The sequence below is a fragment of the Demequina aurantiaca genome, assembly GCF_050598105.1.
Classification (GTDB): Bacteria; Actinomycetota; Actinomycetes; order Actinomycetales; family Demequinaceae; genus Demequina; species Demequina aurantiaca_A.
Map to the genome: position 1 here is coordinate 2,743,296 of NZ_CP192436.1, position 26,900 is coordinate 2,770,195.

At 66.2% G+C, this 26,900-nt stretch carries 21 protein-coding genes; 7 read left to right on the top strand and 14 right to left on the bottom strand.

Annotated elements, in window-relative coordinates:
- Positions 1-17 precede the first annotated feature (17 nt).
- From ACQU6B_RS12635 to ACQU6B_RS12670, 8 genes are all read right to left on the bottom strand, one after another.
- Entirely contained in the window at positions 18-1,397 is a 1,380-nt protein-coding gene (locus ACQU6B_RS12635) for an SWIM zinc finger family protein (protein ID WP_430867893.1), read from the bottom strand.
- 32 nt (positions 1,398-1,429) lie between these two features.
- A complete protein-coding gene (locus ACQU6B_RS12640; protein WP_430867894.1) occupies positions 1,430-4,402 on the bottom strand; it encodes a hypothetical protein in 2,973 nt (990 codons plus the stop codon).
- Positions 4,403-4,438: 36 nt separating this feature from the next.
- The gene (locus tag ACQU6B_RS12645; protein WP_430867895.1) at positions 4,439-4,933 is read right to left on the bottom strand and encodes a methylated-DNA--[protein]-cysteine S-methyltransferase; all 495 of its coding nucleotides are present in this window, start codon (positions 4,931-4,933) and stop codon (positions 4,439-4,441) included.
- On the bottom strand, positions 4,933-6,483 hold the full coding sequence (locus ACQU6B_RS12650; protein ID WP_430867896.1) for a DNA-3-methyladenine glycosylase 2 family protein: 1,551 nt from the start codon (positions 6,481-6,483) through the stop codon (positions 4,933-4,935). The genes ACQU6B_RS12645 and ACQU6B_RS12650 overlap by 1 nt, the downstream gene beginning before the upstream one ends.
- Before the next feature lie 33 nt (positions 6,484-6,516).
- Positions 6,517-6,924, bottom strand: coding sequence for an HNH endonuclease (locus tag ACQU6B_RS12655; protein WP_430867897.1), 408 nt, complete (start codon positions 6,922-6,924; stop codon positions 6,517-6,519).
- Between the two features lie 223 nt (positions 6,925-7,147).
- Entirely contained in the window at positions 7,148-8,968 is a 1,821-nt protein-coding gene (locus tag ACQU6B_RS12660; protein ID WP_430867898.1) for a carbohydrate-binding domain-containing protein, read from the bottom strand.
- Positions 8,969-8,982: 14 nt separating this feature from the next.
- On the bottom strand, positions 8,983-9,777 hold the full coding sequence (locus ACQU6B_RS12665) for a polyphosphate polymerase domain-containing protein (RefSeq protein WP_430867899.1): 795 nt from the start codon (positions 9,775-9,777) through the stop codon (positions 8,983-8,985).
- Entirely contained in the window at positions 9,774-10,415 is a 642-nt protein-coding gene (locus ACQU6B_RS12670) for a DUF4956 domain-containing protein (RefSeq protein WP_430867900.1), read from the bottom strand. Before ACQU6B_RS12670 ends, ACQU6B_RS12665 begins: the two co-directional genes overlap by 4 nt.
- A 184-nt stretch (positions 10,416-10,599) precedes the next feature.
- Between ACQU6B_RS12670 and ACQU6B_RS12675 the strand changes: the two genes are divergently transcribed.
- Together ACQU6B_RS12675 and ACQU6B_RS12680 are read left to right on the top strand one after the other, a co-directional pair.
- On the top strand, positions 10,600-11,283 hold the full coding sequence (locus tag ACQU6B_RS12675) for a response regulator transcription factor (protein ID WP_430867901.1): 684 nt from the start codon (positions 10,600-10,602) through the stop codon (positions 11,281-11,283).
- The gene (locus tag ACQU6B_RS12680; protein WP_430867902.1) at positions 11,280-12,689 is read left to right on the top strand and encodes a sensor histidine kinase; all 1,410 of its coding nucleotides are present in this window, start codon (positions 11,280-11,282) and stop codon (positions 12,687-12,689) included. Before ACQU6B_RS12675 ends, ACQU6B_RS12680 begins: the two co-directional genes overlap by 4 nt.
- Positions 12,690-12,695: 6 nt before the next feature.
- Here the strand turns inward: ACQU6B_RS12680 and ACQU6B_RS12685 are convergent, their stop codons facing one another.
- Positions 12,696-13,319 carry a TetR/AcrR family transcriptional regulator gene (locus ACQU6B_RS12685; protein ID WP_430867903.1) on the bottom strand — a complete coding sequence of 208 codons (624 nt, stop codon included), beginning with the start codon at positions 13,317-13,319 and terminating at the stop codon, positions 12,696-12,698.
- A gap of 137 nt (positions 13,320-13,456) precedes the next feature.
- Here ACQU6B_RS12685 and ACQU6B_RS12690 point away from each other — a divergent pair, with 137 nt between their 5' ends.
- Positions 13,457-14,968 carry an MFS transporter gene (locus ACQU6B_RS12690; protein WP_430867904.1) on the top strand — a complete coding sequence of 504 codons (1,512 nt, stop codon included), beginning with the start codon at positions 13,457-13,459 and terminating at the stop codon, positions 14,966-14,968.
- On the opposite strand, the gene ACQU6B_RS12695 is transcribed toward ACQU6B_RS12690, so the two are convergent.
- On the bottom strand, positions 14,884-15,966 hold the full coding sequence (locus ACQU6B_RS12695; RefSeq protein ID WP_430867905.1) for an alanine racemase: 1,083 nt from the start codon (positions 15,964-15,966) through the stop codon (positions 14,884-14,886). The genes ACQU6B_RS12690 and ACQU6B_RS12695 overlap by 85 nt on opposite strands.
- Positions 15,967-16,182: 216 nt before the next feature.
- Between ACQU6B_RS12695 and ACQU6B_RS12700 the strand changes: the two genes are divergently transcribed.
- A complete protein-coding gene (locus tag ACQU6B_RS12700) occupies positions 16,183-16,506 on the top strand; it encodes a TfoX/Sxy family protein (protein WP_430867906.1) in 324 nt (107 codons plus the stop codon).
- Between the two features lie 64 nt (positions 16,507-16,570).
- On the opposite strand, the gene ACQU6B_RS12705 is transcribed toward ACQU6B_RS12700, so the two are convergent.
- Positions 16,571-17,299, bottom strand: a complete 729-nt coding sequence (locus tag ACQU6B_RS12705) for a hypothetical protein (protein ID WP_430867907.1) — start codon at positions 17,297-17,299, stop codon at positions 16,571-16,573.
- Positions 17,300-17,333: 34 nt separating this feature from the next.
- Positions 17,334-18,020, bottom strand: coding sequence for a hypothetical protein (locus tag ACQU6B_RS12710; RefSeq protein WP_430867908.1), 687 nt, complete (start codon positions 18,018-18,020; stop codon positions 17,334-17,336).
- A gap of 183 nt (positions 18,021-18,203) precedes the next feature.
- Between ACQU6B_RS12710 and ACQU6B_RS12715 the strand changes: the two genes are divergently transcribed.
- Positions 18,204-18,701 (top strand): hypothetical protein, encoded by a 498-nt coding sequence (locus ACQU6B_RS12715; RefSeq protein ID WP_430867909.1) that lies wholly within the window; start codon positions 18,204-18,206, stop codon positions 18,699-18,701.
- A 99-nt stretch (positions 18,702-18,800) separates the two neighbouring features.
- Here ACQU6B_RS12715 and ACQU6B_RS12720 read toward each other — a convergent pair whose 3' ends face one another.
- Positions 18,801-20,780, bottom strand: a complete 1,980-nt coding sequence (locus ACQU6B_RS12720) for a leucine-rich repeat domain-containing protein (RefSeq protein WP_430867910.1) — start codon at positions 20,778-20,780, stop codon at positions 18,801-18,803.
- A gap of 313 nt (positions 20,781-21,093) precedes the next feature.
- On the opposite strand from ACQU6B_RS12720, the gene ACQU6B_RS12725 reads away from it, so the two are divergent.
- Positions 21,094-21,603: a hypothetical protein gene (locus tag ACQU6B_RS12725; protein ID WP_430867911.1), complete on the top strand. Its 510-nt coding sequence runs from the start codon at positions 21,094-21,096 to the stop codon at positions 21,601-21,603.
- A gap of 61 nt (positions 21,604-21,664) precedes the next feature.
- Here the strand turns inward: ACQU6B_RS12725 and ACQU6B_RS12730 are convergent, their stop codons facing one another.
- A complete protein-coding gene (locus ACQU6B_RS12730; protein ID WP_430867912.1) occupies positions 21,665-24,802 on the bottom strand; it encodes a BTAD domain-containing putative transcriptional regulator in 3,138 nt (1,045 codons plus the stop codon).
- A gap of 238 nt (positions 24,803-25,040) precedes the next feature.
- On the opposite strand from ACQU6B_RS12730, the gene ACQU6B_RS12735 reads away from it, so the two are divergent.
- Positions 25,041-26,876 carry a cation:proton antiporter gene (locus tag ACQU6B_RS12735; RefSeq protein ID WP_430867913.1) on the top strand — a complete coding sequence of 612 codons (1,836 nt, stop codon included), beginning with the start codon at positions 25,041-25,043 and terminating at the stop codon, positions 26,874-26,876.
- Positions 26,877-26,900: the final 24 nt, after the last annotated feature.

Below are 26,900 nucleotides of genomic sequence, written 5' to 3' on the forward strand. Positions count from 1 at the left end.
TGACGTGCCCTTGGCGATCACCGGCTCAGCGCATCCGCGCCCACGAGTCCCGCGGCCAGCACGTGTTTGCACGGGCCGCGTTCTCCCCGGTGCTTGGCAAACCAGGGGCAGGTGCACCGGTCAACCTCGCCCAGCACCACACGGTACGTGGAGTCACGGGAGAGCACATCGAACGCTCCTCCTCCCTCCGCGGCCGTAACCGCATCTAAGGACACCAGTTGCCATGCGTCCTTCAGTCTCGGTTGGAGTTCGCTGAGAACTGTGCGGTCGTAGGGAAGGTCACGGTGGAAAAACGCCCCGGCGTGAAGATCAAAGCCGGTGCGCCCGGAGGCCCCCAGTACGGCAAGCGCGGCCTCGACGTGCTCCGACGCGAGGCCGGTGGCGGCGGCGAGATCCGCGACGTTCAGGATCGCTTGCCCGCGCAGTTCCTGCTCGACGCGGCGTACCTGCTCCTCAGGTGTTTTGGCCAACGACCCCAGCACGGCGCCTTCGCCCGAGAACCCCCGGTAGAGCTCCGGCGACACTACCAACGTAAAACGCGCGCCCTCCATGTCGACAACCCAAGCGGATGGCTGGCGCACCCACTCGTGTCCAGCGCTGCCCCCCATTCCGAGCCGGCGCCGGCGCTCCGGCGCATACACGGTTAATCCCGTGGCGTACCCGGAGAGTCTCGCGAGTGCCCCCACTCGTTGACCCCCCACCAAGCACGGAGTTTGATCCGTCGGCGTTGACGTCGCTAGGGGCCGAGGTCCCGCGAACGACACCCACGGCGTGCGTTCCGACAGCTTGAGCCGCGCAAACTCGCGCAGCGCGATGCGCGCCTGAGCCCCCGAGAGCCGCACAATCGGTCGCATCGCCGATGCCGCAATCTGTGTTTCTGCAAAGCCTCTCAGCCATCGTTCTGGTAGCGGCACCTTGGATTCGACCACGGCATCGCCCAGCGTCTCAAATTCGACGGCATCCGCCCCGACAGTGAGCCGTAGGGCCTCACCGGGGGTTATTGCGGCGAGCGCCAGGCGCACCGGCGCGTTGAGGTCTACGTTCGTGGTGCCCCAGTCGACCCATTCGGCGTCAAACCCCTCCGCGTCAATATCGAAACGTGCGTACACCCCGTTGCATGCCGAGAAGCTCTCAAATCTGAGCGCTGACACGTTAGACGTCACCACCGGGTCCTTCATGTCCGCGCGAGCGGACAGGTCGAAGTACCGACTCTGCGAAACCTCGGCGACGGCGAGTAACGCGCGGGCCGCCTGCTCCGCGTTATCGACAAAGCCGCGGAAAAAATACGGATGGTCCGCTCGCCCACCGCTGGTGGATAGCCCCAAGCCGGCATCGTCCAATCGCGAGGGCGCTACGTAACTCAGAGTTGTCTGTGGTCCAGCCGACTTCGTCACCATTGCTCCATCATTATGTGCGCCACCGACACCCATCAACGGCACCGCGCAGCGATCTCACGAGCCGCTCGCGCTCGCCCGGACGACCCCCTGGCATACGGCACGAGAGCCTCGCGCGTGCCTGCTTCGGGCCGCCAATCGATTAAGGCCGATGCTGCGCTTGCCCAAGCATTCAGGAGCGCCGAGCAGTCGCGGTGAGGCTCCGGCATGGCCTTTACGACTGCGGAGGCCACCTCGCACACCCACCGCGGATCGCCGCCGACGTCGAGTAGCTCCTGCAATCGAATCCCGGCGCCCTTAAGCCCGCTACCGCCCCTGCCGACAAAGCTGCCGAGCGCTCGCCCAGTCGCGTCGCCGTCGAGTCCCGCATGAATCAGCGAGGGAAGTTCGGCGATCACTTCGATCGAGTCCTGGGCGGTAAGCCCCGTCAGCATGCGACCTAAGTAAGCGCTCACACAAGGGCCCCACGCATCCGTCGTATTCCGTAATGTCCTGAGTGCCGCAGCGGCGGCAAGGTCCCTGAAATCGTCACCAGTCTTGTGGACTCCGGGACGCCCGGCCACCCGCAAAGTCGCACCACCCCAGTTCACCGTGCAAAGAAAGAGCCAGGCGCTGACGAGTTCGGGGGTGAACGGCTGCGAGACCAGCCGCCACCCCACGTCCTGATACAGCTGGTAGGCGCGAGGCACATACACCGACTCCACCCCCAGGGTGGTCGGGGACGGAGAGTCGACCCGGGCACGACGGTGCCACCACACGTCGGCGCGTGCGTTCACCGTTTCATCGCCTTCATAAGTCACGTCGGCGGTAGGCCGCAAATAGCCCTCACTCGGCTGCTCACCCCAATCGGGGTTCGCAACCGCAAGACGTCGTCGTTGCCAGGCGTCCTTGGCGACGTCGCGCTGCGGGTCCCCACGCACAAAGGACACGAGGTCTCGCGCATAACCAGACCTCAATTTCGCGAGATTTCCGATACCCGCTTCGGCACCTTCTAGGCTCAGTCGGCTCAACGTGTGCCACCACTCGAATTGCCCGATGCGAATGTCGCCGAGTCGCTCTTCCGCATCGGCTAGCCGGGCGACCAAGTGGTCGAATTCGATCACTCCGCTTTCTTTACTGGGAAGGTCAAAGGAGGGACGGCGCTGGCGACTGGGCCAGACCGCTTCAACCAAGCGACCGTGGAGCCAGGCCTCCGGATTAGGTACGAGCCAGCTTTGCAGTCGCCTATGCGGTTCGGTGTCCGGCTCCCAAGGTCCGCGCGGGCGACCGTCGCCCAATGCGTCCCTCCCCTGATATCTGATGGTTCCGCGGTCACGGACCCAGCCGTAGATGGCGGCATAGGCGCCGCGGGGAATGGCGCCGTACTGAGAACTCTCCTCGTTCCAATACGCGGCCAGATACGCCTCTGCGGACTCACGAATGTGCTCGCCACAGTCCGCCACATCCCAGCGCTGTAGTCCATCTATCAGCAGGGCGAGAGTCGCCGGACGCTCAGCACCAATCGCGAGATCACCCAAAGCGGAGGCGAACTCTTCGCCACTAGCCCATGCCACTACCGCTTCCGTTGCCCGGGACTCACGCAGTGCGAGCCGGGGCGGGGCGACGGTGGGCGGTGCGGCCGACTGACCCGATGCTGTCAATGTCGCGAAGCGTGCCGCCAGGCGCTTGGGAGCGACGGTCTCCGCCTCCCGAATCGCTGCGAATTGAGCGGCGGTCAAGCTGTCCTTCGCCGCCTCAAGCCACGTGAGGCCGGCACCCACGACGCTCACGTGAGGATGCTCAAGGGCGGCCAATGCAACGGACGTCAGTTCGGCCTCCTCGAGGCGCTCCTGCGCCACTGCCCAGGCCCGCGAAGCACTCGCTTTAGTGCCGCGCGCCACCGCAGAAGACAGCGCCTCCCGCACGGCCGCGGTGCCGAATTGTGCTTGGTCTTGGCTAGTGGAATCCGCCGGCTCGAAGGTAGCGAGCGAGTCGAGCGCCGTCAGGACGCTCCGTGGCGTTCCGTGAGACACGACCGACCAAAGCAGCCCCGCGCGTAGGCGACACTCGCGGGGGTCTGGATGGAGCGACTCCCACGTGAGTCGACTCACCTCCCCCGCGCTGTCAGCACCGGGGCTTGCCATCGCCACGACGGCCGCATCGAGCATCGGGCGGCGGGCAAAGACGCCGATGCCCACTTCGGCGGCAATCGCGCTGCCAATCAAGGGATAGATGCCGCGCTCAACCAACCCGAGCGCGGCATCGTCCCCAAGGACATTCGCGAGAGCAGGTTCAACTTCATCGCCGGACAGCACCCGCGAGACATAGGCCGGCCAGTCATTGCTCCCCTTGATGCCGTACGGAGCCAGTTCAGCCGGCTGACGCGCCCTGGTAACCAAGGCGAGGTAGCCGGCGCGAAAGCGCGTGGACGCCGGCACCGGGATGAGGCCGCGTAACGACGCCTCTCGAGCAATGATCCAGCCCTGCAGAGCGACACGCCTGGAGCCCATCAGTCTTTCGGTAACGTTGATACGGTCGCTGGGCGAGCGCAGTTCCAAGGCGACCATGATCGCGTCGAGATGAGCGTTCACCGCCGGGAGGGGGCGGCCCGGGAAGATCCAACGCCAGCGGAGAGCACTTAGCGGCACAACACAGGCGATGACCCTGACCAGAGACCTGACCTTCGCGCGCTCAGTCTCCAGCATCTCAAGCTGCCTGCGCTCGTCGCTGAGCGCCGCGCCTTCCCGCCTCGCTGTTCCCGCGTGGGCCTGCTCTATTAGCTCGTAGACCTCCAAGTCACGGCCCCAGGCCTTACGCTCTGCTACCTTCAGTGTCGCGAGGAAATTGGCGAGCTCACTTGGCTCCAACGGGTTGTCCCCCAAGCCGGGAATGACCTCCCGCAAGGTGGCGCGCACGCGCGCATGAACCCGTTCCTGCTCCTGCCTCAACTTTTCGAAGTATTCACGCTGCTGGCGGCCATGGCGCTCGGCGGCCTCCAGTGGGGTTTCGGCAACGTCACCTGTAGTCACAGCCAAGACGCTACCGGGTGCAACCTGAGCGCGCTACTAGAGCGCGGTCGCTACATCTTCGCGCTCCAGCAGCGAGCGCTTGACGTCGACGCCCCACGCGAATCCGGTGAGCTTGCCGCTCGCGCCCACCACGCGGTGGCAGGGCACGAACAGCGCTACCGCGTTGCGCCCGCAGGCCGCCCCCACAGCGCGGCTCGCGCCGGGGCTTCCCAGTTCCGTCGCGACCTCCCCGTACCGACGCACCTGCCCTGCCGGGATCTGGCGCAGCGCGTGCCACACCGCGGACTGAAACACGGTGCCCGACTGCTCGACCGCCACCCCGTCGAGCGCGAGGGGCGCTCCGGCGTACCAGGCCCGCACGGCATCGGCCGATGCTAGGGAATCTGGCAGTGCCGCGCCGGGTTCGATCCCCGCCCGTTCGGCGACGGCCTCGGGGTCGGCGGACCATCCCGCCGCGACCACCACTCCATCGTCGCGCTCCACCACGATGAACGGGCCGTCAGGGGTGTCAACGCTCTCGTAGGCGTACATCAGGTCTCCTTCGGTTGGGGTGACGCGGCGCGCCACAGGTGCATCATCAGGTAGCTGCGCCAGGGCGAGAACGCAGCGGCGGCCTCGGCGAGCGCCTTGGGTGCGTCGGGTAGCCCGAGGGCGGCGGCTCCTGCGCGAACCGCGGAGTCCCCCGTCAGCAGCACGTCGGGGCTACCCAGGACGCGCAGCGCGACATAGTTCGCCGTCCACGGGCCGATGCCGCGCAGGGACTCCAGCCCCTGCGTCAGCTGGGCGCGGGTCTGGGCCACATCGAGGGACAGCGTGCCGTCGGCGACGGCCTGCGCCGCGCGAGCCAGCGCCTCCCGGCGGGCCAGTGGCCCAGTGAGCGTGTCGCGAGCGGAGTCCGCGAGCACGTTGGCGGAGGGAAACAGTCGGTCCACGCCGTGGCCCATCAGCGCGTCCGGCAGCGGCTCGCCCAGCGCCCCGACCAGACGCTCGACTGCCGTGCGGGCCGCGGCGACGGAGACCTGCTGGCCGACTATCGCGCGGGCGAGCATCTCCATGCCGCCGACTGAACCGGGGATGCGCAGCCCCGGATTCGCGGAGACAGAGGCCGCGATGCGCGGGTCTTTGGAGAGCACGCCGTCGATCGCTATCGGGTCGGCATCGAGGTCGAGCAGCCTGCGGGTGCGGGCCAGGAGCGCAGGCAGGTCGTCGAGGTACTCGAGACGCGCGGTCAGGGACACCGCGCAGTCCTGGGCCCGTAACGACATGACCGCCGCGCCTCGGTCTAGGCGCAGGGCTCGCGTGTAGGTAAGACCGCCGGCGTCCTCCACGTGTTCGAGGCCCGCGACGGCGCGCTTGGCCAGCCAGCCGAGGATCTGCGCGCCGTTGAACGGCTCCCGCACCCGCAGCCTGAGCGTGATGGTGCCGACGGCAGGCTGCCCAGCCGACCGCCCGGTCAACGAATCGCCGGAGAGCCCGTCGGGCGACGCCGCCTCCAGTGGGCGCTCGCCGAGCCGCGCGCGGTCGCGCAGCGCGGTGGGCGCCATCCCGAACACCTCGCCGATGGTGTCGTTGAACTGGCGGATACTCGCGAATCCCGCCGCGAAGGCGACCTCGCTCGCGGGCAGGGGCGTGGCGACGAGAAGGTAGCGGGCGTTCTGCGCGCGCTGAGCCCGCGCGAGTTGCAGCGGCCCGGCGCCCAGCTCGTCGTTCAGGATCCGCCCGAGCTGGCGTTCCGAGTAGCCCAGCCGTGCCGCGAGGCCCGTGACCCCGTCGCGGTCCACCACGCCGTCAGCGATCAGGCGCATCGTGCGCGCGGCGACGTCCTCGCGCGCGTTCCACTCGGGGCTGCCGGGGACGGCCTCGGGAAGGCACCGCTTACACGCGCGGTAGCCGGCGCCGTGCGCCGCGGCGGAGGTCCGGTAGAACGTGCAGTTCTGTCGCTTGGGCGTGCGCGCCGGGCAACTAGGCCGGCAGTAGATGCCGGTGGACCGGACGGCGGTGAAGAACTGACCGTCGAACCGCTTGTCGAAGGAGGACACCGCCGAGTAGCACGTGTCGAAGTCGAGCGGCGCGGTGGTCATGAGTCCACTGTGCCCTGCCCAACCGCCCGAGCGCTAGCGGGAATCGGACACGACAGCATCGACCCCAGGTGCCGCATCGGCCGCCGCGAGCCCGGCACGCGTGGCCGCGTTGACCTCGTAGAGCCGCACCAGGAACGCACCCTCATCAAGCCGCTTGCGCCGGAGCCAGTGCGTCACCTCTTCGTTGCACTTGCTCGCGTTGCAGGACCGGCACGCCGGCACCACGTTCTCGACCGTGTAGCGGCCGCCCCGCGAGATGGGGAGCACGCAGTCGCGCTGAAGCGCCGCATCGGCCGATGCGGCGGCGCCGCAGTACGCGCAGCCTCCCCACGCATCCTGGATCTGGACCCACTGCGCGGGCGTGAGGTCGTTGTCCGCCGCGGCGACCCGCTTGGAGCGCTTGCGGGCCGCGCGGGCCCGGCGACTCTGATTCACGGCCATGCGCGCCAGCCTACGAGGCGACGGCCGCCTCACGCCGCGGACGCGCCTCAGCCGACGCAACTGCGCGGTGACCGCGCCGGAAACGACAGCGACCACCGAAGCTCACCGGTCTGGCAGGACCCGGATCACTTCGGTGGTCGCGTTTTCGGGATGCACCGGCCGCGCTAGGGGGGTGGCGTCACGGCGGGAGGGCCAGTCAACCGACGGCCGGTGCATCACGTCTCTATTGGGCGGTCACCGTGCCGGCGTCAACGCCGCCGTCCGACGTTCCGTCCACGATCAGGTTGCCGATGTTGGTGCCCGACGCGGTCCCACCGATGGTCACGCTGTACTCGTCGCCCAGGACCAGGTCCGCGGACGAGTAGATCACCGACTGCGAGACCTTGGACGTCTCGAACGAGGCGACGTCGCTCCCCGAGCTATCGGTGATGGTGATGACGGTCTCCGCCGGCAGCGCCAGGCTGAACATGATTCCGAGCGACCCCTGTCCCCCGGCCTCCGGCCCCACGGCCATTCCCGACGCACCGTTCGCGGCGAGCGTGCCGCCGGTGAGCGTGAACGTGTCGTCGACGTCGATCGCGCCCTGGTCGTTATCCGACGTGCTCGTCACGACGATGGTGCCGCCGGTCATGGTCATCGAGCCGTTGACGTCGACGCCGTCGCTCTCGGTGTCGATGATGAACGTGCCGCCGCTCACCTCCAGGAACCGGTCGCCGTTGTCCTCCTCGGCCGGGCCCCCGAAGCCGCCGTCCTCGAGATCTGACACCGTCACGTCGCCCAGGTCGGTCGCGACGGTCACCGAAGTGCGCGGGTCCGAGCTATTGCCGCCGTCGGCCGTCTGATCGGTGGTCATGGAGTCGCCGCCCGGTCGCTGTCCGCCGCCGGCCATCTGAGCGTCTGCCGGGGTGTCCGTCGTGGTCGCCGCCGCGTCGGTGACTACCGCCGCCTCGGAAGCCTCGGAGGTCTCGAGTCCGCCCGAGACGTTAATGCCGTCGTCGGCTGCCACCACCACGACATCGCCACCGGACAGGTACACGTACGCACCCTCGATGCCTTCCTCGCTCTCCGTGATGTTGATGGTGCCGTCTGCGATGCGCAGCACCGCGTCGGAGTGCAGTCCGTCGTCGCCCGCAGCGATCTCGAGGTCGCCACCGTTGATGGTGACCTGGCGCGCAGCATCGGCCGCGTCCGATCCGGCCTTGAGGTTGAGAGTTCCGCCCTCGATCCAGATCACGCCCACCACGGCGTCGGGGTCGTCCTCCTTGCCCTCGTTGTCAGACTTGAGCGCGTCGCCGCCCGCGTCGACCGTGAGCGTGCCGTCCAGGATCACCAGGTGGTCCTTGCCGCGCACGCCGTCGTCGCCGGCCGTCACGGTCACGGTTCCGCTCGCGATCACGAGCGAGTCCTTAGAGGTGATGCCGTCGTTGACTCCGGTGACCGCGAGCTCTCCGGAGCCGGCGATCCACAGGTCCGCGCTGGAGTACATCGCGGCGTTGGGCGCGTCCTCGTCGGTCTCGTCGACGGCCGCGCCGTCGGCATCGGATAGCGAGTTATGCGAGCCCTCGGCGAGGTAGACCAGCACGTTGCTGGCCTCGACCACGTTGAAGGCGCCGACCCCTGCGGCTGTCACGTCGACGCCGTCCAGGACCACGGTCACGTCCTCGTCGGCGGCGTCGATCACGATGCTGCCGGCAGTGAGCGTGCCGCTCAGGATGTAGGTGCCACCCGCGGTGATGGTGACGGTGTCGCCGTCCACACTCACGCCCGAGGCGCCGGTGGAGGCGCCGTCGGCGAGGGTGACCGGAGTAGCCCTGGAGACGTCGACCTCCGTATCCATCTCCTTGATGTCGAGGTCCTCGTACTGGACCTCCGCGACGCTGGAGGTTGATGCGACCGTCGTGGAATCGGCGGCGCTGTCGGCGACGACGGTGGTCGCCGCGTTCGCGGTGGCCTCGGTCGAATCGGTGGCGTCGGTCGAGCATCCTGCGAGCACCAAAGCGCCGGTTACGACCAGGCTGGCAAACATCAAGGCTGGGTTTTTCATGGCAGTTTCCTTTGCTAGTAAGCGACTGTGGAAGTCGGTGAATCGGCGATGTGGCGACGCAGGGTGCGCGCCCACCGGTTGGAGGGAAGTTCGGGTTGCAGAGCCGCCAGCGACGTGCAGTACTTGCTGACGCGCACGGGGCGGATGCCGTGCGCCCAGAGCGCGCGGTCGACTGAGCCGGCCCGCGACGCGGACTTGGTCTCCACGATGAGCGCGTCGCCGAATCCCGTGGTGCGGCCATCCGCGCCGGTGGCGCTGACGCCGCTGTCGATCGTGACGCGGGCGTCGCCGCCTACGAGGGTGGTGCGCTCGTAAGAGGTGGTGAGCACCCGGCTGAGTTCACCCACCTCGTTGGCGATCTCGGCGAACGATCCCACGAAGGTGCGTGACTCGAATGAGAGCTGGGTGGCGCGTGCGCTCTCGGTGGGAAGCCACTCGCGGTGCTTGACCGTCTCGCCGCGAGCGCTGCGCAGCTTGACCTCAATCGCGCTGAGCCCCGAGTCCAGGTAATGGCGCGTGCGCACCTTGTAGCGACGGGGACGACGGTGCGCCGCATCGTAGTACGCCGCCAGGCCGGGAGTGTCGTAGTAGTCGGACTCGTAGCCAAACCCGCGACGGCCGTCCTGTTCCAGGATGCGGAAGTCACCGCCGAGCGACGCGAACACCTCGCTCCACCGCTCGACCGGAACGATGTACTTGCGGTCCACTCGGGTCTGCAGCGCGGCCTCGGTGTTGAGCTCCTCGAGCGAGATGGGCTCGAGAGCCGCGACCGTGTCGGCCCACGCGGGGGCCATCGTCAGCGCGGTCATCGTGCGCCGCCGCTCATGGGAGCCGCGTAGGTGCCGCCGTCCGTCACGTCGCCGATGCGGGCGTCGCCAGATTCGGTGGTGCGGCCGTCGATGGCCGGCAGCCGGGTGAAGCGCACGTCGCACAGGGTGGTGTCCGACACCAGATCGACCTTGCGGATGTCGACGCGGTGGATGGTCGCGTTGAGCATCGCGGCCAGCAGGTCCCGCGCCATGTCCTCGTCGGTGATGGCCTGGTCGAGCACCATGATCTGCTGACGGGTACGGCCGAAGAGCTTGGGGTGGTCGCCGATCGCGATGACGGCAATCAGCACGGCCATGAGGGTCAGGCTGACCCAGGGCGTCACCGACGGGAAGCCGCCAAGGAGTCCGAGCGCGATCGCCGTGAAGTAGTAGGCGATCTCCTCGTGGCCCATCTCGGTGGAGCGCAAGCGGATGATCGACAGCACGGCGAAGATGCCGAGGCCGAACCCGAGCGACAGGTCCGAGGTGGACATTGCGTAGGTGACGCCCATGACGCCCACGTTGATGGAGAGGAAGGCAACCAGCATGTCGCGGCGACGGTGTCGCGGGAAGTAGAGGCCAAAGACCAGGATGACGATGGCCACGACGTCCGCGGCAATGAAGGTGAAGGCTGACATGAGAATCCTTTTCGGTGGTGACCACGGCATCGGTGTTTGCGCCGGGTTTGCTTGATGTCTCTATGACACCGCCCCCACCTGGGAACTACCTGAGAGCCGCCGCAGAGTTGCTGGGGAGTGGGCTCTTTGTCATTTGTTTGCGAACTCTCAGCAAATCCCCAGCCATCGGTGTGAAACTAGGGGCATGTCACCACGCCGCATTCTCGTCGTAGACGATGAAGACAACCTCCGCACGATGCTCGTCGCCGCCCTCCGCTACGAGGGCTACGACGTCTCTTCCGCGACCGACGGGGCCGAGGGTCTCGCTGCCGTCCGCGAGTCGCAGCCTGACCTGATCGTCCTCGACGTGATGATGCCTAATGTGGACGGATTCGCCATGTGCAGGCGGCTGCGCGAGGCGGGCGACCGCACCCCGATCATCTTCCTCACCGCGCGGGACAGCGCGAAGGACAAGGTCGAGGGCCTGACCATCGGCGCCGACGACTACGTCCAGAAGCCGTTCGCGCTGGACGAGCTGGTGGCACGCGTCGAGGCGGTCTCGCGCCGCGTGGAACGCGAACCCAGCGCCGCCGACGTCTACACCGTCGCGGATCTGGAACTCGACGACGTATCGCACCGGGTCTCGCGGGCCGGCGTCGAGGTGTCGCTGTCCCCGACCGAGTACAACCTGTTGCGCTACCTCATGCAGAACGTCGGTCGCGTGCAGAGTCGCGGCCAGCTGCTCGAGAACGTCTGGGGTTACGCGCCGGACGACGACGCCGGCGTAGTCGAGACCTACATCGGCTACCTGCGCCGCAAGGTCGACCACGTGGAGCCCACCCTGATCCACACGATCCGCGGAGTCGGCTACACGCTGAGGACCTCATGACCTTTCCCGGCACCGGGGCCCCGGCGCGACTATCGCTGCGCGCCCGGGTCCTCATTGGATTCTCCGCGATTGCCGCGATCGCCGTCATCATCGCGATCGCGGTCACCGTGACCACCCACACCTACCTGGTTCGCCAACTCGACGACCGGCTCTCCGCGTTCGCCGGCGTTGCACCCCTGGACTCCGCGCGCACCGATCGGCTCGACGCGCCGCTACCGCCGCAGCAAGGCGCGGACGCGCGCCCCTCGGACGTTCTGCGCGCATTCGTCGACTCTTCGGGCACGATGACCGTGTACTTCGCCCCCACCGTCGACATCATGGACGCGGGCGCGCCGGTGATCAACATCGCCGACCTGCCCGAGAGCGGCAACGTGTACCTCGACGCGCCATCGACCGTGGGCGATGAGGACTTCCGGGTGTACGTCCGCACTACCGATCGCGGCTGGGACATCACCGCACTTTCCCTGGCCGATGTGTCCTCCGCCACTCAGCGACTGATCCTGATCGAGGTGTTCGGCATCATGGCGATGCTCGCGGGCCTGACGCTGGTCGCGTGGTGGGTCATTCGGCTCGGCATCGCCCCGATGGGCAGGATGGTCGACGCCGCCTCCAAGATCGCCGACGGTGACCTGGAGGTGCGCCTGGACGGCGCGGGCGGCTCGACCGAGACGGCCCAGCTAGCGGACAGCCTGAATGCCATGATCGGCACCCTGACCGCGTCGCTCGCCGAGCGCGAGCGTTCGGAGGCAAGGCTGAGGGAGTTCGTCGCCGATGCCTCGCACGAGTTGCGTACCCCGCTCACCACGATCCTGGGCTACTCCGAGCTGTACCGCCGCGGCGCTCTGGCCAAGAAGGCCGACGCTACGGACGCCTGGGCGCGCACGGAGGCGGAGGCCTCACGGATGCGGCGCCTAGTGGAGGACATGCTCGAGCTCGCGAAGTACGACGCGGAGCCCGTCCTCGGGCGAGTAGAGGTGGACTTCGCGGACCTCGCGCGCGAGGTGGTGGCCGACGCCACCGCCGCTCACCCCCACAAGGAGTTCACGCTCGAGGCGATTGGTTCGGTCAGTGCGTTGGGCGACCCGGACAAACTCCGCCAGGCCCTGATCAACGTGATCGCGAATGCCGCAGAGCACGGCGGTCAGTCGGTCGCGGTCGACGTCTCGCGCGCGGAGGACGTGATCACGTTGGCGGTCACGGACGACGGCCCCGGCATGACACCCGAGATGGCTGCGCGAGCAACGGAGCGCTTTGTGCGCGGCGACCACTCCCGCACGCGGGCGACCGGCGGGGCGGGCCTCGGGCTCGCGATCACCTCCGCGATAGTCGACGCCCACGGCGGCACCCTCACGGTCGAATCGAGCCAGGGGAATGGCACCACCGTCACGATTACGATTCCCGCGTAGTCGCTGCTACCCGAGCGCCTCGAGGCGCTTGAGGAGACTTCCCTTGGTCGGGCCCGCGCAGTTCTCCAGCAGCTCGACGGCGTCAGGCTCGGTGTGGATCACGTCGGGGATGCGCAATGCCAGGATCGTGTTCATGAGCATGCCGCGCGCCATGAACTCGGTGGCCGTGGCGGCGCCCAGGCCAGCCTCGTCCCTGGCAATTCGGTAGATGTCCAGGAAACACCTGCGCGAGATGGGTCCGAAGGTGGGGTCGTGGCCGAGCGTGAAAAAGTGCATGAGCACCAGAAGGATCCCGCGGTCGGCGACCATGTCGGAATACACCTCACCCAGAATCTCCTCCTTCTCCTGAGGGGTTTCCGTGCCGTCGAATCCCGCGATGGCGCCCCGAAAGCCGACCGCCACCCGGTCGCCGGCGCGGTTCGCGACCTCGACGAACAGCTGCTCCTTGGAGCCGAACATGCGCACCACGTAGGCCTGCGAGATGCCCGCGCGCTTGGCCACCGCATCGGTGGTGCCGCCTGCGTAGCCGCGCTCTGCGAAGACTACTGACGCGGCCTGGAGTATCTGCTCGCGCCGATCCTCGCCACTCAGTCGCGCCGATGCGACCGGTGAAGTATTTTCGCTGTTCATCTTGACAGGTTATCAAGTAATTACTACGGTGGGCCCTAGTTGTTATCAAGTGATTACAACAGCGGCGGAACAATTCTCACCGCAGCGGCCCCTCCCCGGCCGTCTTCCCACCGTCAGCCCGTCACGAAAGTCCTCACATGAACACGATCTCCCGTAGACCCCTTGGCCTGATCATCGCCGCGACAGCGCTGCCGATGTTCATGGCCACCCTCGACAATCTCGTCGTCACCAACGCCCTCCCCGTGATCCAACAGGACCTCGGCGCGAACATCGAACAGTTGCAGTGGGTGATCAACGCCTACTCGCTGTCGTTCGCGAGCCTGATCCTGATGGCGGTCGCGCTCGGCGACCGGATGGGCCGTCGGCGCATCTTCGTCGCCGGTATCGTGCTGTTCTCCGTCGCATCGGCACTGTGCGCGATGGCCACTACCCCCGAACTCCTCATCGCCGCACGCGCCCTCCAAGGAGCCGGAGGAGCCGCCCTGATGCCGCTGTCGCTCGCGCTGCTCGCCGGCGCGGTGCCCGCAAGCAAGCGGAACCTCGCGATCGGCATCTGGGGCGGCGTCGCCGGCCTCGGCGTCGCTGCCGGCCCGCTCATCGGTGGGGCCGTGGTCGAGGGCCTGTCCTGGAACGCGATCTTCTGGCTCAACGTGCCCGTCGGCATCGTCGCCATCCCCCTCGCACTCTGGGCGCTCGACGAAACCAAGGGCCGGGGCGTGCGCATCGACGTGGTCGGCACTTTGCTCGCTGGCCTGGGCGTCTTCGGTGTTGTCTTTGGAATTGTCCGCGGTAACGATGCGGGCTGGACCAGCCCTCAGGTGCTCGCAGGGCTGATCGGCGGCGCCGTGTTACTGATCGCGTTCGTCGCCTTCGAGTCGCGCACCCGTGACCCACTGCTCCCGCTCGCGCTGTTCCGCGACCGCAGCTTCTCCGCGGCGAACGGCGTTGGCCTCACGTTCAGCATCGGCATCTTCGGCTCCATATTTATCCTGATCCAGTTCATGCAGGTGGTGCAGGGCAAGTCGCCGCTCGAGGCCGGCGTCCTGACGATGCCCTGGACCATGATGCCGCTCATCGTCGCTCCGCTCAGCGGAATCTTCGCGCCGCGCATCGGCACCCGCACGCTGATCGTCGCCGGCACGGCGTTCCAGGCGGCGGGCCTCGCGTGGCTGGCACTGGTGATGTCCCCGGACGTCGCGTACTCGGCCCTGGTCCCCGCGTTCGTGCTCGCCGGAATCGGCATGGGTCTGGTGTTCGCGCCGTCCTCGACCGCCGTCCTCGCCAACATGCGCAGCGCTGATCACGCCAAGGCGTCTGGCACCAACTCCACGGTTCGCGAGGTTGGAGTCGCTCTCGGCATCGCCATCCTGGCCGCCGTGTTCACCGGCTCCGGGGGAACCTTCACGCCCGCCGGATACACCGACGCGGCCATCCCCGCGATCTGGGTGGGCGCGGGGTTCCTGGTACTCGCCACGCTGATCGGGCTCCTACTACCCGCCGGCAAGGGCACCCCGAACGCCGATGCGGATGAGCCGGCCGCGCAGGCGGAACCGGACTCCTTGGGCTATCGCGACTTGGTTACCGCGGCGACTGACACGACCCGCTCGGCAACGAACGGCGACGTCATGGCGCGCACCAGTCCCAGGTAATCCAGCCCAAAGCGGAGCTCGGTTCCCGCCACCAGCCGGGTGGGCGTCTCGAGCACTAGGTGGTCGTTGCTCGAGGCGAGCACGGTAATTCCCGCGGGTGGGCGCAGGCCGTCCGCCCGCACGTCCTGCTCGCCCACGGCGACAATGGTCTGGATGATAGTTCCGCGATCGCGTGCCGGCGTCGGCCGGCCGTTGATCGAATCTACCGTGGGGCCCCACGCCGAGGACGGCTTCTCGATTGACTCGATCACGGCCCCGATCAGCGTGAAGGCGTCGGTGTGCAGCCCGTCGATCTTAGTGCCGGTAACCGGGTCGGTTCCCAACAGGATCGCCTCGCCGAGGCGGAGGTCATTCACGGCGCCGACGCGCGCGGGGGAGAGCGCCCAGCCGAGGTTGGCCGAGTTGCCGCCCGTCACCAGCAGGTCGGGCACCCCGGTGCGCGCCGCGACCAGCGCGGCGAGCCCCGTGAGTTCCTGCATCTGGTCGTCGCCCGGGATGATGCCGCTGCGGCTGCCCAGATTGGCGCCGATGCCGGCGAACTTGAGGCCCCTGGTACGGGAAATAATCCGCGCCATATCGAGCAGGTCGCGCGACATGATTCCCTCGCGCAGGTCGCCGAGTTCGACGGTGAGGACGATTCCGTGGTCCGACCCGCGCCGTCCCGCCGCCGCCGCCAGGGCGAGGGCAATGTCCATGTCGCTCACCATGCTGACGTGGGCGCAAGCAACCGCGCGGTCCGCCCACACCGGGTCAGGCGCGCGCAGGAGCATCATCGGCGCACGGACTCGAGCCTCGCTGAGCGCCTCGAGGTTGTCCACGCGGGAGTCGGCGATCCGCTTGACTCCACCCCGGAGCATCGCTCGCGCCACGTCGGGCGAGCCCAGCGTGGCGGTGGTGTCGCCCGTGACCTCGATGCCGCGCTTGGTCAGTTTCTCTACCAGCGTGCGGGTGTTCTCCTCGACCTTGGTGAGGTCGATCTCGATGCGGGGCGCGATCATGCGCTCGCTCGGGTGATGCGCGCGGCCGGTGCGGGGTACATGAAGCGTCCTCGAGATAGCTCAGAGGAGGCGACGGAATCGTCCCAGCGGCAAGGCCGGTTCAACGAGAGGTCCCCGCTAAGGGTGTGGGTGAGGTGCCCACTGTACGCCGTCTACCACAATCCGCTTTGCCGGTGCAAACGCCCTCATCCCTACCTCGAGGCCTAACCTGGGAGGATGAGCACCTCGCGCGAGACCGTGGACCACATCCTCGAACAGCTCGAGCCTCTGGACGTGAGCGTCAAGGCGATGTTCGGCGAGTACTGCGTCTACTGCAACGACAAGGTCGTGGCGTTCGTCTGCGACGACACCATGCTGCTCAGCCCGACCACCGCATCGGACGGCATGGCGGAGGCCGAGGCGTACCCCGGCTCCAAGATGTATCGCGTGGTGGACGCGGACCTGCTCGAGGACTCCGCACAGTTGCACGACCTCATCACCGCCACCGCGGCGCTGCGTCCCGCGCGCAAAACTAAGGCGAAGGCCAAACCCGAGCTTTAGCCCCCTGTCCGCATCGGGATAGCTCGAAGGACGCCCCGCGGGCATGCGCCACATGTGCCCGCAATCAGTGTTCGCGACCCAGGACTGCCGACTGGCTCCCCACTGACGCCGTCAACTCGTCTCCAGAGCACGAGATGGTCGCGAGCGAGAACACGGACGGTTGGGGCTCTATTACCTGGGCCATCTCAGTGCCATTGATGGTCATCCTCGCGTCCGTGGTCGAGTCGATGTTCGTGTCGGTGATGTCAATGGCGCCGTCATCCGCAACCGTGTACTCGCCTTCGTCAATGCCGTCCTTGACGATCGTGACTGTCGCCGTCTTCACGGTGAACGTGTAGGTCCAGTTCTCGTATGTGGTGTTGACGGTTCCATCTGGCTGGATAGACAGAAACATGTTGCCGTCGATACCGGTGACGAGCTTGGTGGTATCGCCCGCCATCATCGTGGCGAATTCCTCGCGGTGAGGAATCCAGTTGCCGGGGAGGCAGTCGGCGATCGCCACCTGGTCCCCGGTCGGGTAGTCCCGCTCGGAGCCCTGCTGGGGAGCAGTGGAGGGCTCAGGGGTCGTCGCCGGTGTGTCGCTGGGGCCATTTTCCGCGTCGCCTCCCGCGCCGGGCGCCGCGCCGGCCTCGAGCGAGGTCGCCTCCGGGGTGGGAGTCGCGGACGGGCTGACCGATGTGCCGGCGGCGCCGTCGTCCACGTTTTCGCCGCAACCCGCCAACACCAGCGTCGCCGTGAGGCATAGTGCCGCAATCGCGATTCCCGTTTGAGCTGGACCGCCGGATCTCGTCATGAGTTTCTCCATTTTCAGTTCAGATGCGAGTGCGTCAGTGCTCACGATGCATGACCGTCGTGGCGCCGTCCGCCGTGACGGTCAGTTCGTCACCGGCGCACGTGAAGGCTGCTGAGCCAAATACCGACGGTTCGGACTGGACGGTATTGATGACGGGCGACCCATCCACCTCAAGCTCCATCTGGCTCACCGAGGATAGGTCCGTGTCGACCATCGACATGGTGCCGTCCGCGGCGACCCGGTATGTTCCGTGGTCAGTCCCGTTCTTGGACAGAGTCAGTTGGCTACCGTCAACTACGAGTGCGTAGGTCCATTCGTCGTAGGAGGTGCTGGTGGTCCCGTCCTCGCGGAACGTGACCATCACATTTCCCGTAAGTTCGCTGACCGTGCTACCCGCGGCAGCGGACATTAGCGCGCCAAACTCGTTGTTGTCGAGGATCCAGTTGCCCGGCAGGCATTCCTTTCCCGCGAGTTCCACTTCGGGAGGATCCCCCGCCGAGGCGCTCGGGGCCGGTGGCGACGTCGGCTCGTAGGTTGCGGGAGCGGTCGGACTTGGCGCGGTCTCCGTCGCGTCGGGGGCGGCGGACTCGAAGGCTCCGCTTTCCCCGACCGCCTCCGACTCGTCCTGCTTTTCACCGCAACCCCCGAGCATCAATGTTGCCGTGACAGACAACGCCGCGAGCGCGAATCCTCTTCGCGCCGGACCAGTCATCTTGTTCATCGTTTACTCCTGTGTCATTTCGCTTTAGTGATCCCATCAGATCAGGGCCCGCTCACAGCGCGCTCACAAAATCAGCGCGGGCGGCGACAATGCCATTGGTATATGTGAGTGAGTTGTGAGCGGGCTGTGGTGGACTCATATTTTCGCGTCGCAAAACGCACCACACTATTGGCAGGAGCAGCAATGGAGTCAACCAAGTTTCGGACCGCGTCACTCATGGTGACGGGAGCAGTAGCCCTTGGGATCACACTCACGGGCTGTGGTTCCAACCCCGTCAACGACCTGGCCGACAAGGCTGGCAACGCGGTCGTTGAAAATGGTGGGGAGGCGATCGTCGAGGACATCACCGGCGCAGACGTTGAGTTTGGCTCGCTCCCCGAGGGCTTTCCCGATGCCATTCCGCTGGTTGACGGCGACATCGTGGTAGGCACCAAGATCGCCGGCGACGAGGGCGACGGTGACGGTTTTGTGCTCTCCATCGCTGTGGACACGGATCCCGTGACCGTCGCAGAGCAAGTTAAGGCCGCCTTTGGTGGCTGGGAGGAAAGCAGCGCGTGGAACGAGGCGCTGCAAGGCGGCGGCTTCTCCGATGAAGATTGGAGCGTCATAGTCGCAGTACTGCCTGGGGACTCTGACGCAGACAGCCTGGTCGGCTACACCGTCATACCTCAGACCGACTGACGGCGAAGTTCAACAACCCCCTGCAATAGGTAAGGCCCGGATCGATTCACGATCCGGGCCTTACCTATGTCTGTGTAGCCCCTAACGGGCCCGCCGAACCTACTGCGTTAAGCGGCGGGTGCGGGTGATCATCATTCCGCCCGCGAGCAATAGGCCCGCTGCGGCGATTCCACCGCTCGTCGCGTCGAATCCTGTCTGTGCCAGCGTGGAGTCGGAGGGGTCGCCCACGTTCGTACCGGTGCCGGTGTCGGTGTCGGTGTCGGTGTCGGTGCCATCGTCCCCGCCGTCGGTAAGGGTCTCTTCAGGCACGGTGAAGTTCAGCGTCCCGGTGAAGTTGTGGTCGGAGTTGGACCACGTGGTGGAACCAGCCCCGTACGCGATTGGCGTGAACGTGTTCGTCGCCGAGTCGTACAGGCTGTCGAGCGGTATGGCGTCTCCATTGAGTTGAATAACCGGGTTCGCCACGTCGACATCGATGGCGAGGTCGCCGAGTTCGACCACCTGGCCCTGGGCGCTAAGCGCGACGCCAATGGCGCTAAGGGGCCTGACGTCCACGATCGCGTTGTTGTCGAGGTAAAGGAATTCCAACTGTGTGAGTGACGCCAATGCGTTGACTTTAGTGAGGTTGTTTTTACCTAGGTCCAGTCCCACCAGGGCGGTCAGCCCGGCCAGGTCTGCGAGGTCTGCACTGGTGAGGTCGTTGTCCAGCAGCACTAGGTAGATCAAGTCCTCCAAGACAGCGAGTTCACTCACGTCCGAGATGCCGTTTGACGCAAGTTCCAGATTGAGCAGTCCGGTGAGCGGCGTCAACTTGCTGAGGTCAATCGTGCCGTCGTTGCTACTAAGGAGCAACGCTTGGAGAGTCGTGATGGTACCCAAGGGCTCCACGTCAGTGATGGCGTTGTTGCCGAGGCTCAAGAACCTCAGCGCGGGCAGTCCGGATAGGGCGGTGACGTCGGTGATGTCGTTGTCGTCGAGCATCAGACCCTCGAGCGAGGTGAGCGCCTCAATGCCAGACAGGTCCACAACTCCCAAACTGGAGCAATCGAGGTCCGTGATACTCGCGGCCTGGCTCACGGAGATGGCGTCATCCGCGCCCTGGCTCAGATCCTCGTTCACGCATCCGCGCAACCCATCATCTGGCAACACAACTTGCGCCTCGGAATTGAAGCTCAGAGTCCCGTCGAAGGAAGGCCCGTTATGCCACTCCGTTGAGCCCAGGCCAGCCATTGTGGGGGTGAAGGTGTTCGACACTGCGTCATAGAAGTCATCAAGGACGACAGGTACTCCGGCTGCGTTGCGAACTGGGTTGGGTTGCGCGACACCAACAGTAAGCACACCCAAGTCGACTTCCTGGTCAGTTGCAGTGAGCGCAATTGGCATGGTCTCGAGAGGGCTCAAGTCTACAATTTGGTTCCGAGACAGGCCCAGTGTGGAGAGCACGGTAAGGCTCGCCAGCGCAGAAATATCCGAAATTGAGTTGTGCGTGAGGTTCAAATCGTCCAGCATCGTGAGACTGGCCAGCGGCGTTACGTTGCTGACAGAGTTGCTCCTAAGATCCAGTTGCTCGAGCGAAGTCAGGTTTGCCAACGAGGCCACGTTCGAGATGGAACTGGCACCGAGCCTCAAATGGGTCAATGTGGTGAGCTCGCCGATATCGACCAGATTTGAACTTAGGTCACCGTTGCCACTTAAGGAGAGACGTTCGAGTGCAGGCAAGTCCAATACCGGAGTGATGTCACCAATGGTGTTGTACGCCAGATATAGATCCGTGAGGTTAGTCAGGTTCGTCAGCGCGCTGACGTCGGACACGGAGTTCTGGTTGAGGTCCAGCACTTCAAGGTTGGTGAAGTACTCCAGCCCCGTGAGCGAACTGACAGTACTCTGCCCGCAAGCTATGACTGTCACGGTTGACGCTTCCAACTCTGTCACTGGGTCAGATGTTGGTCCATTGCCCAGGAATTCGTTGACGCACGCCAACAACGCAGCATCGAGCGCCACCTCGTCGCCGTCGGCGGCGTAAGCAGCCGGAGCGATGCCGAACAGCGTTAACCCGACCACCGCCCCCGCGGCGATCAATCCTCGAAGAGCGCGCCCGCTCCCCGTTCTTCCCGTCCTCGTCGCCAAAGATGTCAACGCCTTGCTCCCGTCGATTCTGTTACTTGTGCTTGTGCTCGTGGTCGATGTCCGTGCGCCACTCTTCCCCCCTGCGCTCACAACACGCTCACAGAACCTAGCGGCGACTAAACCACTGTCCTGCCGGCTAGGGAGCCGTCAAGCGCATCGGCCGCCCGTGGCTCGCGATGTGAGTCGCGTGAGCCGTCTGTGAGCGCGTGGCGCAAGACTGAAGTTGAACGCCTGCGCACCACCCCAGCAACCAAAGGACCACCAGATGTCGACGCCATCCCCTCACCCGAATTCGAACGCCTCAGCCCGCGTCCTAGTAAGCGCCACGCTAATCGGTGGGCTACTTCTCACCGGTTGCAGTAGCGGCACCGCCGAGGAAGTCTCACCGGCGAACGCCGCTGCGGCCACCCAGTCCGCCACCAATGGCGAAGCGACGGATACGGCGGACTTGGAAGCGTCGGACCCAGCGGACGCCGCCGACTCCCCAGCCGATGAGCTGCCCGACGGGTTCCCCAACGACGTGCCCCTGCCCGCATACACGGGCTCGCACACCATCGGGTCGTCAGACGGCGACTTCCAGTTTTGGAGCATATTGCTGGAACTAGCGGACCACACCGAGACCCCCGTGGAGGACTACGCCGCAAATCTTGAAGACGCTGGCTACACACTGGAGGACAGTTCTGGAGGCAGCGTGACGGCGGAAGGCCCCGACTGGGAGATCGACTTTCACTCTTCAGCGGACAACACGCTGACCCTCGCGGTTCAGACGCCGTAATGGACTCGTCGGAGGGCTGGGGCGTCGTAGGCGAACGGGATTGGCTACCGAGGTACCGGAACTAGCCCAGGATCGCCGCGCGCACGCCCGGTTCCGTCTGCATCCACAGCGCCATCGCGGGTGTCTGTGCCGCCAGCTCGTCGACGGCCAAGCGCTGTCGGCTCGCACGGTTCGTGGCAGTTTCACCATTCCCTGGTAATCGCAGCAGAGAAAGCCAGGTGTCGGTCGCAGTAGAAGTCATGCCGAGTTCCCGGGCATCGTGCGCGATCTCATCTAGCGCTGCGGCGTCCCCCGCGATTGTGGCCCCGCCGTGGCGCGAGAAGATTTCGACCAGTCCGCCACCCGTCACCGACTTTGCCTCCTCGATCACCGCAACCGCTCCACGTACATCCAGCCCGATGCGCGCCGCACAATGCGCGAGCAGAGCGGCAAAGTAGTTGTGTTGGGCCGTGAGCAACCAACGGGCCGTATCGAGCAGGATTGCGGTAGCGAGAGCGTCGTGACCCTCGGCATTTTGTTGCCACGCATCCTTCCACGCCCGCAGCATCACCACCTTTGGGTCGCCGTCCGCCTTCCCTGGAATCGCATCGAGATGCTCCTCAGCCAGTGCCGTGCGGCCGCTCGCGTGCGCGGCAGCGGCCGTCAGCGCCCCGGCCGCGGGCAGCAAGCCGGCAATATCGCGCCACTCCAGGTGCGTGCATGCGGACACCCCCAGGCCATAAGCCCGTTCCGCACTGCCCGAGAACAGCTCTGTGAACCCAAGCGCGTACTCCCAAGCCCCCAGCGACTCGGCGCCACGCAACTCCGCGTCGGCAATGGCAATCTCCAATCGGTACCGAGCCGCCGCCATGTCACCAGAGTTCGACACCGCCATGATCTCGGTCAACAGGACGAGGTCGGCACCACCCGGCACGAGTTCGATTGTCTCCGCGGGCACGTGGCCGAGCCGAGCAAGCGCGAACAACGCGTCGTCGAGTGGGCCCGTAATGACTCCAGACATCCCAGCTGTGATCAACCCCATGGCCACCATGACGTCGGGACCCCCGGTGGGGATAGCCACCTCCTCGCCGGCCTGTCCGGCAAGCACGGCCCACCGGACGCTGTCGCGGCGGAGGTGCCCCAACTCTTCGGGGTCACTCACCCACCCCATTGCCCGCTGGATCACTGCGAGCGCACCCGCAGCATCGTGCAACCTGACGCCAAGGTGGCGGGCTCTTGCCAGCGCGACTTCCGCGTGCTGTGAGTCCGTGCTGGCGGTCTGGAAGGCCTCACCGAACGACTCCTCCGCGACATCGAACCTGCCGAGCGCCGATGCCGCCTCCGCCATCAACCGATGACCCTCGGCGTTTCGCGGGTCCTGCGCCACCACTGCCTGAGCGGCGCGTAACGCGAGCCGCTCGTCGAAGGTTCCCAGCGCGTGCCTGGCCACGGAGATGGTGGACTCAGCGTCGATCGGCTGGTCTAGGTCGAGGGCCAAGATGTGGGCACGACGGCGTGCAACAGGATGCCCCGCCGTGACGTCACTGAGGAGCACATCGAGAACTTCGATGGTGAGGTCGCGCCACAGCATGGTTGAGATCCGCGCACCAAGGATCTGTGCGTCGAGCGGGTGCGACAACCGCAACCAGCCCGCCGTGGAATACTCCACCACCCCTGCCCTGGCGAGCGACCTGCGGGAGGCATCGCCGAGCGCGTCGGCAGGGTACTCGCCGGCGATCGCCAGCTTCGCCGCGCCTTCCATCCCCGCGTCATCGAGTGAGCTGAAGCGTTCCCCGACTAGCTGCGTGAGCCTGGGTGTTGACGCCGGTTCGCCGTGAAGCTCCCAAGTGGTCCCCGTGCGCACTAGGCGACCTTCGTCGCGCGACGCAGCAATGATCTCCCGCAAATGCAGCGGGTTTCCCCCTGCCGCCGCGAACACCTGGGAACGCGCGCCCGGGACGAGTGCCCCGCCGAGCATGTGCGCGGCGAGTTCCTCGGCATCGGCAGGGGTGAGGGCATCGACCCCAACCTCAGTCAGGTCCCCGGCGTCGTAAAGCGCCTGAATCTCCGGCGGCGCATCTGTCAGGCTGCGCGCTGTGAGGATGGTGGGAATCCGCGAGGTGCGGATGAGTTGAGTGACCACGAACAGCGAGGCCTCGTCGAGCTGCCCGACGTTGTCCACGAGTAGCACTGTCTTGGAACGATGCCGCGAGAACTGATCTATCAGCGTGGCCGGGGTGGTCCACTGGGGGGAGATCAGTGCACCCGAGCCTGCGAAAACGCCGAGCGGGACCTGGCGGCTCAGCGAACTGGCGCCCAGGACGGTCGCGGAGAAGTGTTGCGCCTCGAAATGCGCGCTGATAGCGCGAAGCAGGTGCGTCTTGCCAATTCCTGCGGGACCGGTGAGTATCAGCGTCCGGTAACTGCGCAACAATTCCACCAACGCGTCCGGGTGGTTCGAGGAGAGCGAAGTGGGCTGCGTAGGAGCGCTTGACTGGGCACCGGATGTCGATGTGTTGCCCGGGGTAGCTGAAACTGACAGACGCATCAAGGATGCGGGAGGTTGCTCGCGAAGGATGCTCACGTGTAGGCGGCCCAGGGCGTTGCTAGGTTCCACGCCAAGGCCATCCACAAAGGTAGCCCGCGCACCGGCGAACACCCTCAACGCTTCGTTGGCGCGATTGTCGCAATACAACGCCGCCATCAGTTGGCCCCAGTGCCGCTCAGCGAATGGCTGCTCCTCCACCAGGGCGTGCAACTCGGCGATCACCTCCACGCATCGGCCGAGGGCGAGGTCGACATCGATCCGATCAGCGACGGCGGCCACGCGCATCTTCTCCAAGCGCGCAGCCTCCGCGCTTGGTACCGCGAAATCGAGTAGCCCAGTAAATGCTGACCCCTGCCAAAGCGCTAGCGCGATATGCAGGCATTCGGATGCGTCCGTGAGTTCGCCGTCTGCGAGCAGCCACTGCCCCTCGTCGCACAGCTCCTCGAAGCGAGCCGAGTCGGTGTGGACCTCGACTGGATCCAGCCGGTAGCCGCCGTCGACCAAGCTAATCTCAGCCGGGAATGCCGCCCGCAACCGCGAGACGCGAGCTTGTAGCGCGTGCGCGGGGTCACGTGGCGGGAAGTCCTCCCATAACGCACGGATCAGGTGCTTCGCGGGGACAGGACGCCCGCGAGCGATGACCAGGTGAGCCAGCAACGCCCTCTGCTTCACCCCTCCGAGAGGGTGGTCCTTTCCGGCCGTACTTGCCCGCAATGAACCGAGCACCCGGACGTCAACCACCCTCGCTCCCTCCCAGTAGCACTTTCGCCCACGCTATCAGGGGGAATGCTCGCGTAGTACCCCGCCCAAGCCCGTGCCGCAGGTCGGCGGGCCGCGCCCCGGGCCGCAGCATCCGCGCTGGACAGGGGATAAAGCCACGGTCAAGCCCCTCACTCCCTAGAATCAACCCATGAACTTCGTCACCATGCTCGTCTTCGTCCTCGTTATCGGCATGGCGAGCCAACTTGTCGCGAGCCGCCTGCGCCTGCCCGCGATCGTCGTGCTCATCGCGGTGGGCCTATTTGTGGGTCCGATCACGGGAATCATCACGATTCCCGCGGGCTCCGAGCAGGTCAGCGAGTTCATCGGGCTCGGCGTGGCCATCATCCTGTTCGAGGGCGCCATGGCGCTGAGGCTCGGCGAGGTGAAGAGGGTGGGACACGGCGTCGGCCGGCTAGTGACCATCGGGCCGCCCATCGCCCTCGCGCTCGGCGCTACGTTCGCCCACTACGTGGCCGGCCTGAGCTGGCCCGTCGCGATTGTGACGGGCGCGATCCTGGTGGTGACCGGCCCCACCGTCATCGTCCCGCTGCTGCGCCAGGCGCGCATGAACAAGGACACCGCATCGCTACTGAAATGGGAGGGCATCGTCAACGACCCTGTGGGCGTGCTGCTGGCAGTGCTCGCGTTCCAGTACTTCACCGTCGCGCAGGGGCGCTCGTTCTGGGAGATCGTGGTCGCGTTCCTGATCGTCGTCGCCGCCACCGTCGTCATCGGCGGCCTCGGGGGCTGGCTGGTGGGCAAGTTCTTCCGCAGCGGCCTGGTGCCGTCGCACCTCAAGTCACCGCTGTTACTGGTGCTGGTGCTGGTGTTCTACCAACTCGGCAACGTGCTCGAGTACGACGCGGGCCTGCTGGTCGTCACCACGATGGGCTTCGTGCTCGGCAACATGAACCTGCCCGACCGCGAGCAACTGGTGTCCTTCAAGGAGAGCCTGACGGTGCTGGTCCTGTCGACGCTGTTCATCATCATCCCGGCGCAGCTGACTCTCAGCGAACTCAAGCTGATCGACTGGGGCATCGTCGCGTTCGTCGCGGTCCTCATGTTTGTGGTCAGACCGGTGACGGTGCTGGTCTCGACGGCTTGGGCGCCCATGCGCTGGAACGACAAGAAGCTGTTGGCTTGGATCGCGCCCCGCGGCATCGTGGCGGCCGCTACCGCCGGAGTCTTTGGACCCAAGCTAGAGGAGGCCGGCTACGAGGACGCGAACTACCTGCTGCCCACCGTGTTCTTGGTCATCATCGTGACGGTGCTCGCGCACGGCCTGACCCTTGGGCCCCTCGCCCGCAAGCTCGGGCTGGCAGCGGATCGATCGAATGGCCTGCTCATAGTGGGGGCGTCGCCGTTCACCCGCGAGGTCGCGTCCGTGCTGGCTCAGCACGACGTCGACGTGCTGGTCGCGGACGCGTCGTATCGCAACCTGCAGCCCTTCCGCATGGACGAGGTGCCCACCTTCAACGCCGAGGTGCTGTCCGAGCACGCGGAGGACACCCTGGACGCGCCGCACCTCAACTACGTGCTGTGCGCCTCGAGCAACGACTACTACAACGCGCTGGTGAGCCGCGCGATGGGCAGCAAGTACGGCTTCCACCGCACATTCCAGCTCGCCACGCACGAGGAGTCGCTGCACGAGGCCAAGCGACTCACGCTGCAGCAGCGCGGCTCGTTCGCGTTCGACGGCAACTCCGACTCCGCCATGCTGCAGGTCCGCATTGACGAGGGCTGGAGCGTGCACACCACCAAGATCACGGCGGACTACACGTGGGCCGACGCCCGCGCTCGGCTGGACGCCGACGGGGTGCCGTCCATGCTCATCGCGGGGGTGTCGGAGGACGGCACCTTTGGCCTCGAGTCACTTGAGCATCCCCTCAAGCCCGCCGCCGGCTGGAGGGTGTTCTACTTCGCGCCCGCCAAGGCGCAGCATCGCGCCACGCACCTGGCCGACACCGGGTCGGCGAGCGCGTGACGGAGTCGGCCTAGCCAATAGTCA

Coding starts and splice junctions, on each gene's coding strand:
- ACQU6B_RS12635 (WP_430867893.1), bottom strand. CDS start 1,397: ATGGTGACGAAGTCGGCTGGACCACAGACAACTCTGAGTTACGTAGCG.
- ACQU6B_RS12645 (WP_430867895.1), bottom strand. CDS start 4,933: ATGTACGCCTACGAGAGCGTTGACACCCCTGACGGCCCGTTCATCGTG.
- ACQU6B_RS12650 (WP_430867896.1), bottom strand. CDS start 6,483: ATGACCACCGCGCCGCTCGACTTCGACACGTGCTACTCGGCGGTGTCC.
- ACQU6B_RS12655 (WP_430867897.1), bottom strand. CDS start 6,924: ATGGCCGTGAATCAGAGTCGCCGGGCCCGCGCGGCCCGCAAGCGCTCC.
- ACQU6B_RS12660 (WP_430867898.1), bottom strand. CDS start 8,968: ATGAAAAACCCAGCCTTGATGTTTGCCAGCCTGGTCGTAACCGGCGCT.
- ACQU6B_RS12665 (WP_430867899.1), bottom strand. CDS start 9,777: ATGACCGCGCTGACGATGGCCCCCGCGTGGGCCGACACGGTCGCGGCT.
- ACQU6B_RS12670 (WP_430867900.1), bottom strand. CDS start 10,415: ATGTCAGCCTTCACCTTCATTGCCGCGGACGTCGTGGCCATCGTCATC.
- ACQU6B_RS12675 (WP_430867901.1), top strand. CDS start 10,600: ATGTCACCACGCCGCATTCTCGTCGTAGACGATGAAGACAACCTCCGC.
- ACQU6B_RS12680 (WP_430867902.1), top strand. CDS start 11,280: ATGACCTTTCCCGGCACCGGGGCCCCGGCGCGACTATCGCTGCGCGCC.
- ACQU6B_RS12685 (WP_430867903.1), bottom strand. CDS start 13,319: ATGAACAGCGAAAATACTTCACCGGTCGCATCGGCGCGACTGAGTGGC.
- ACQU6B_RS12690 (WP_430867904.1), top strand. CDS start 13,457: ATGAACACGATCTCCCGTAGACCCCTTGGCCTGATCATCGCCGCGACA.
- ACQU6B_RS12695 (WP_430867905.1), bottom strand. CDS start 15,966: ATGATCGCGCCCCGCATCGAGATCGACCTCACCAAGGTCGAGGAGAAC.
- ACQU6B_RS12700 (WP_430867906.1), top strand. CDS start 16,183: ATGAGCACCTCGCGCGAGACCGTGGACCACATCCTCGAACAGCTCGAG.
- ACQU6B_RS12705 (WP_430867907.1), bottom strand. CDS start 17,299: ATGACGAGATCCGGCGGTCCAGCTCAAACGGGAATCGCGATTGCGGCA.
- ACQU6B_RS12710 (WP_430867908.1), bottom strand. CDS start 18,020: ATGAACAAGATGACTGGTCCGGCGCGAAGAGGATTCGCGCTCGCGGCG.
- ACQU6B_RS12715 (WP_430867909.1), top strand. CDS start 18,204: ATGGAGTCAACCAAGTTTCGGACCGCGTCACTCATGGTGACGGGAGCA.
- ACQU6B_RS12725 (WP_430867911.1), top strand. CDS start 21,094: ATGTCGACGCCATCCCCTCACCCGAATTCGAACGCCTCAGCCCGCGTC.
- ACQU6B_RS12735 (WP_430867913.1), top strand. CDS start 25,041: ATGAACTTCGTCACCATGCTCGTCTTCGTCCTCGTTATCGGCATGGCG.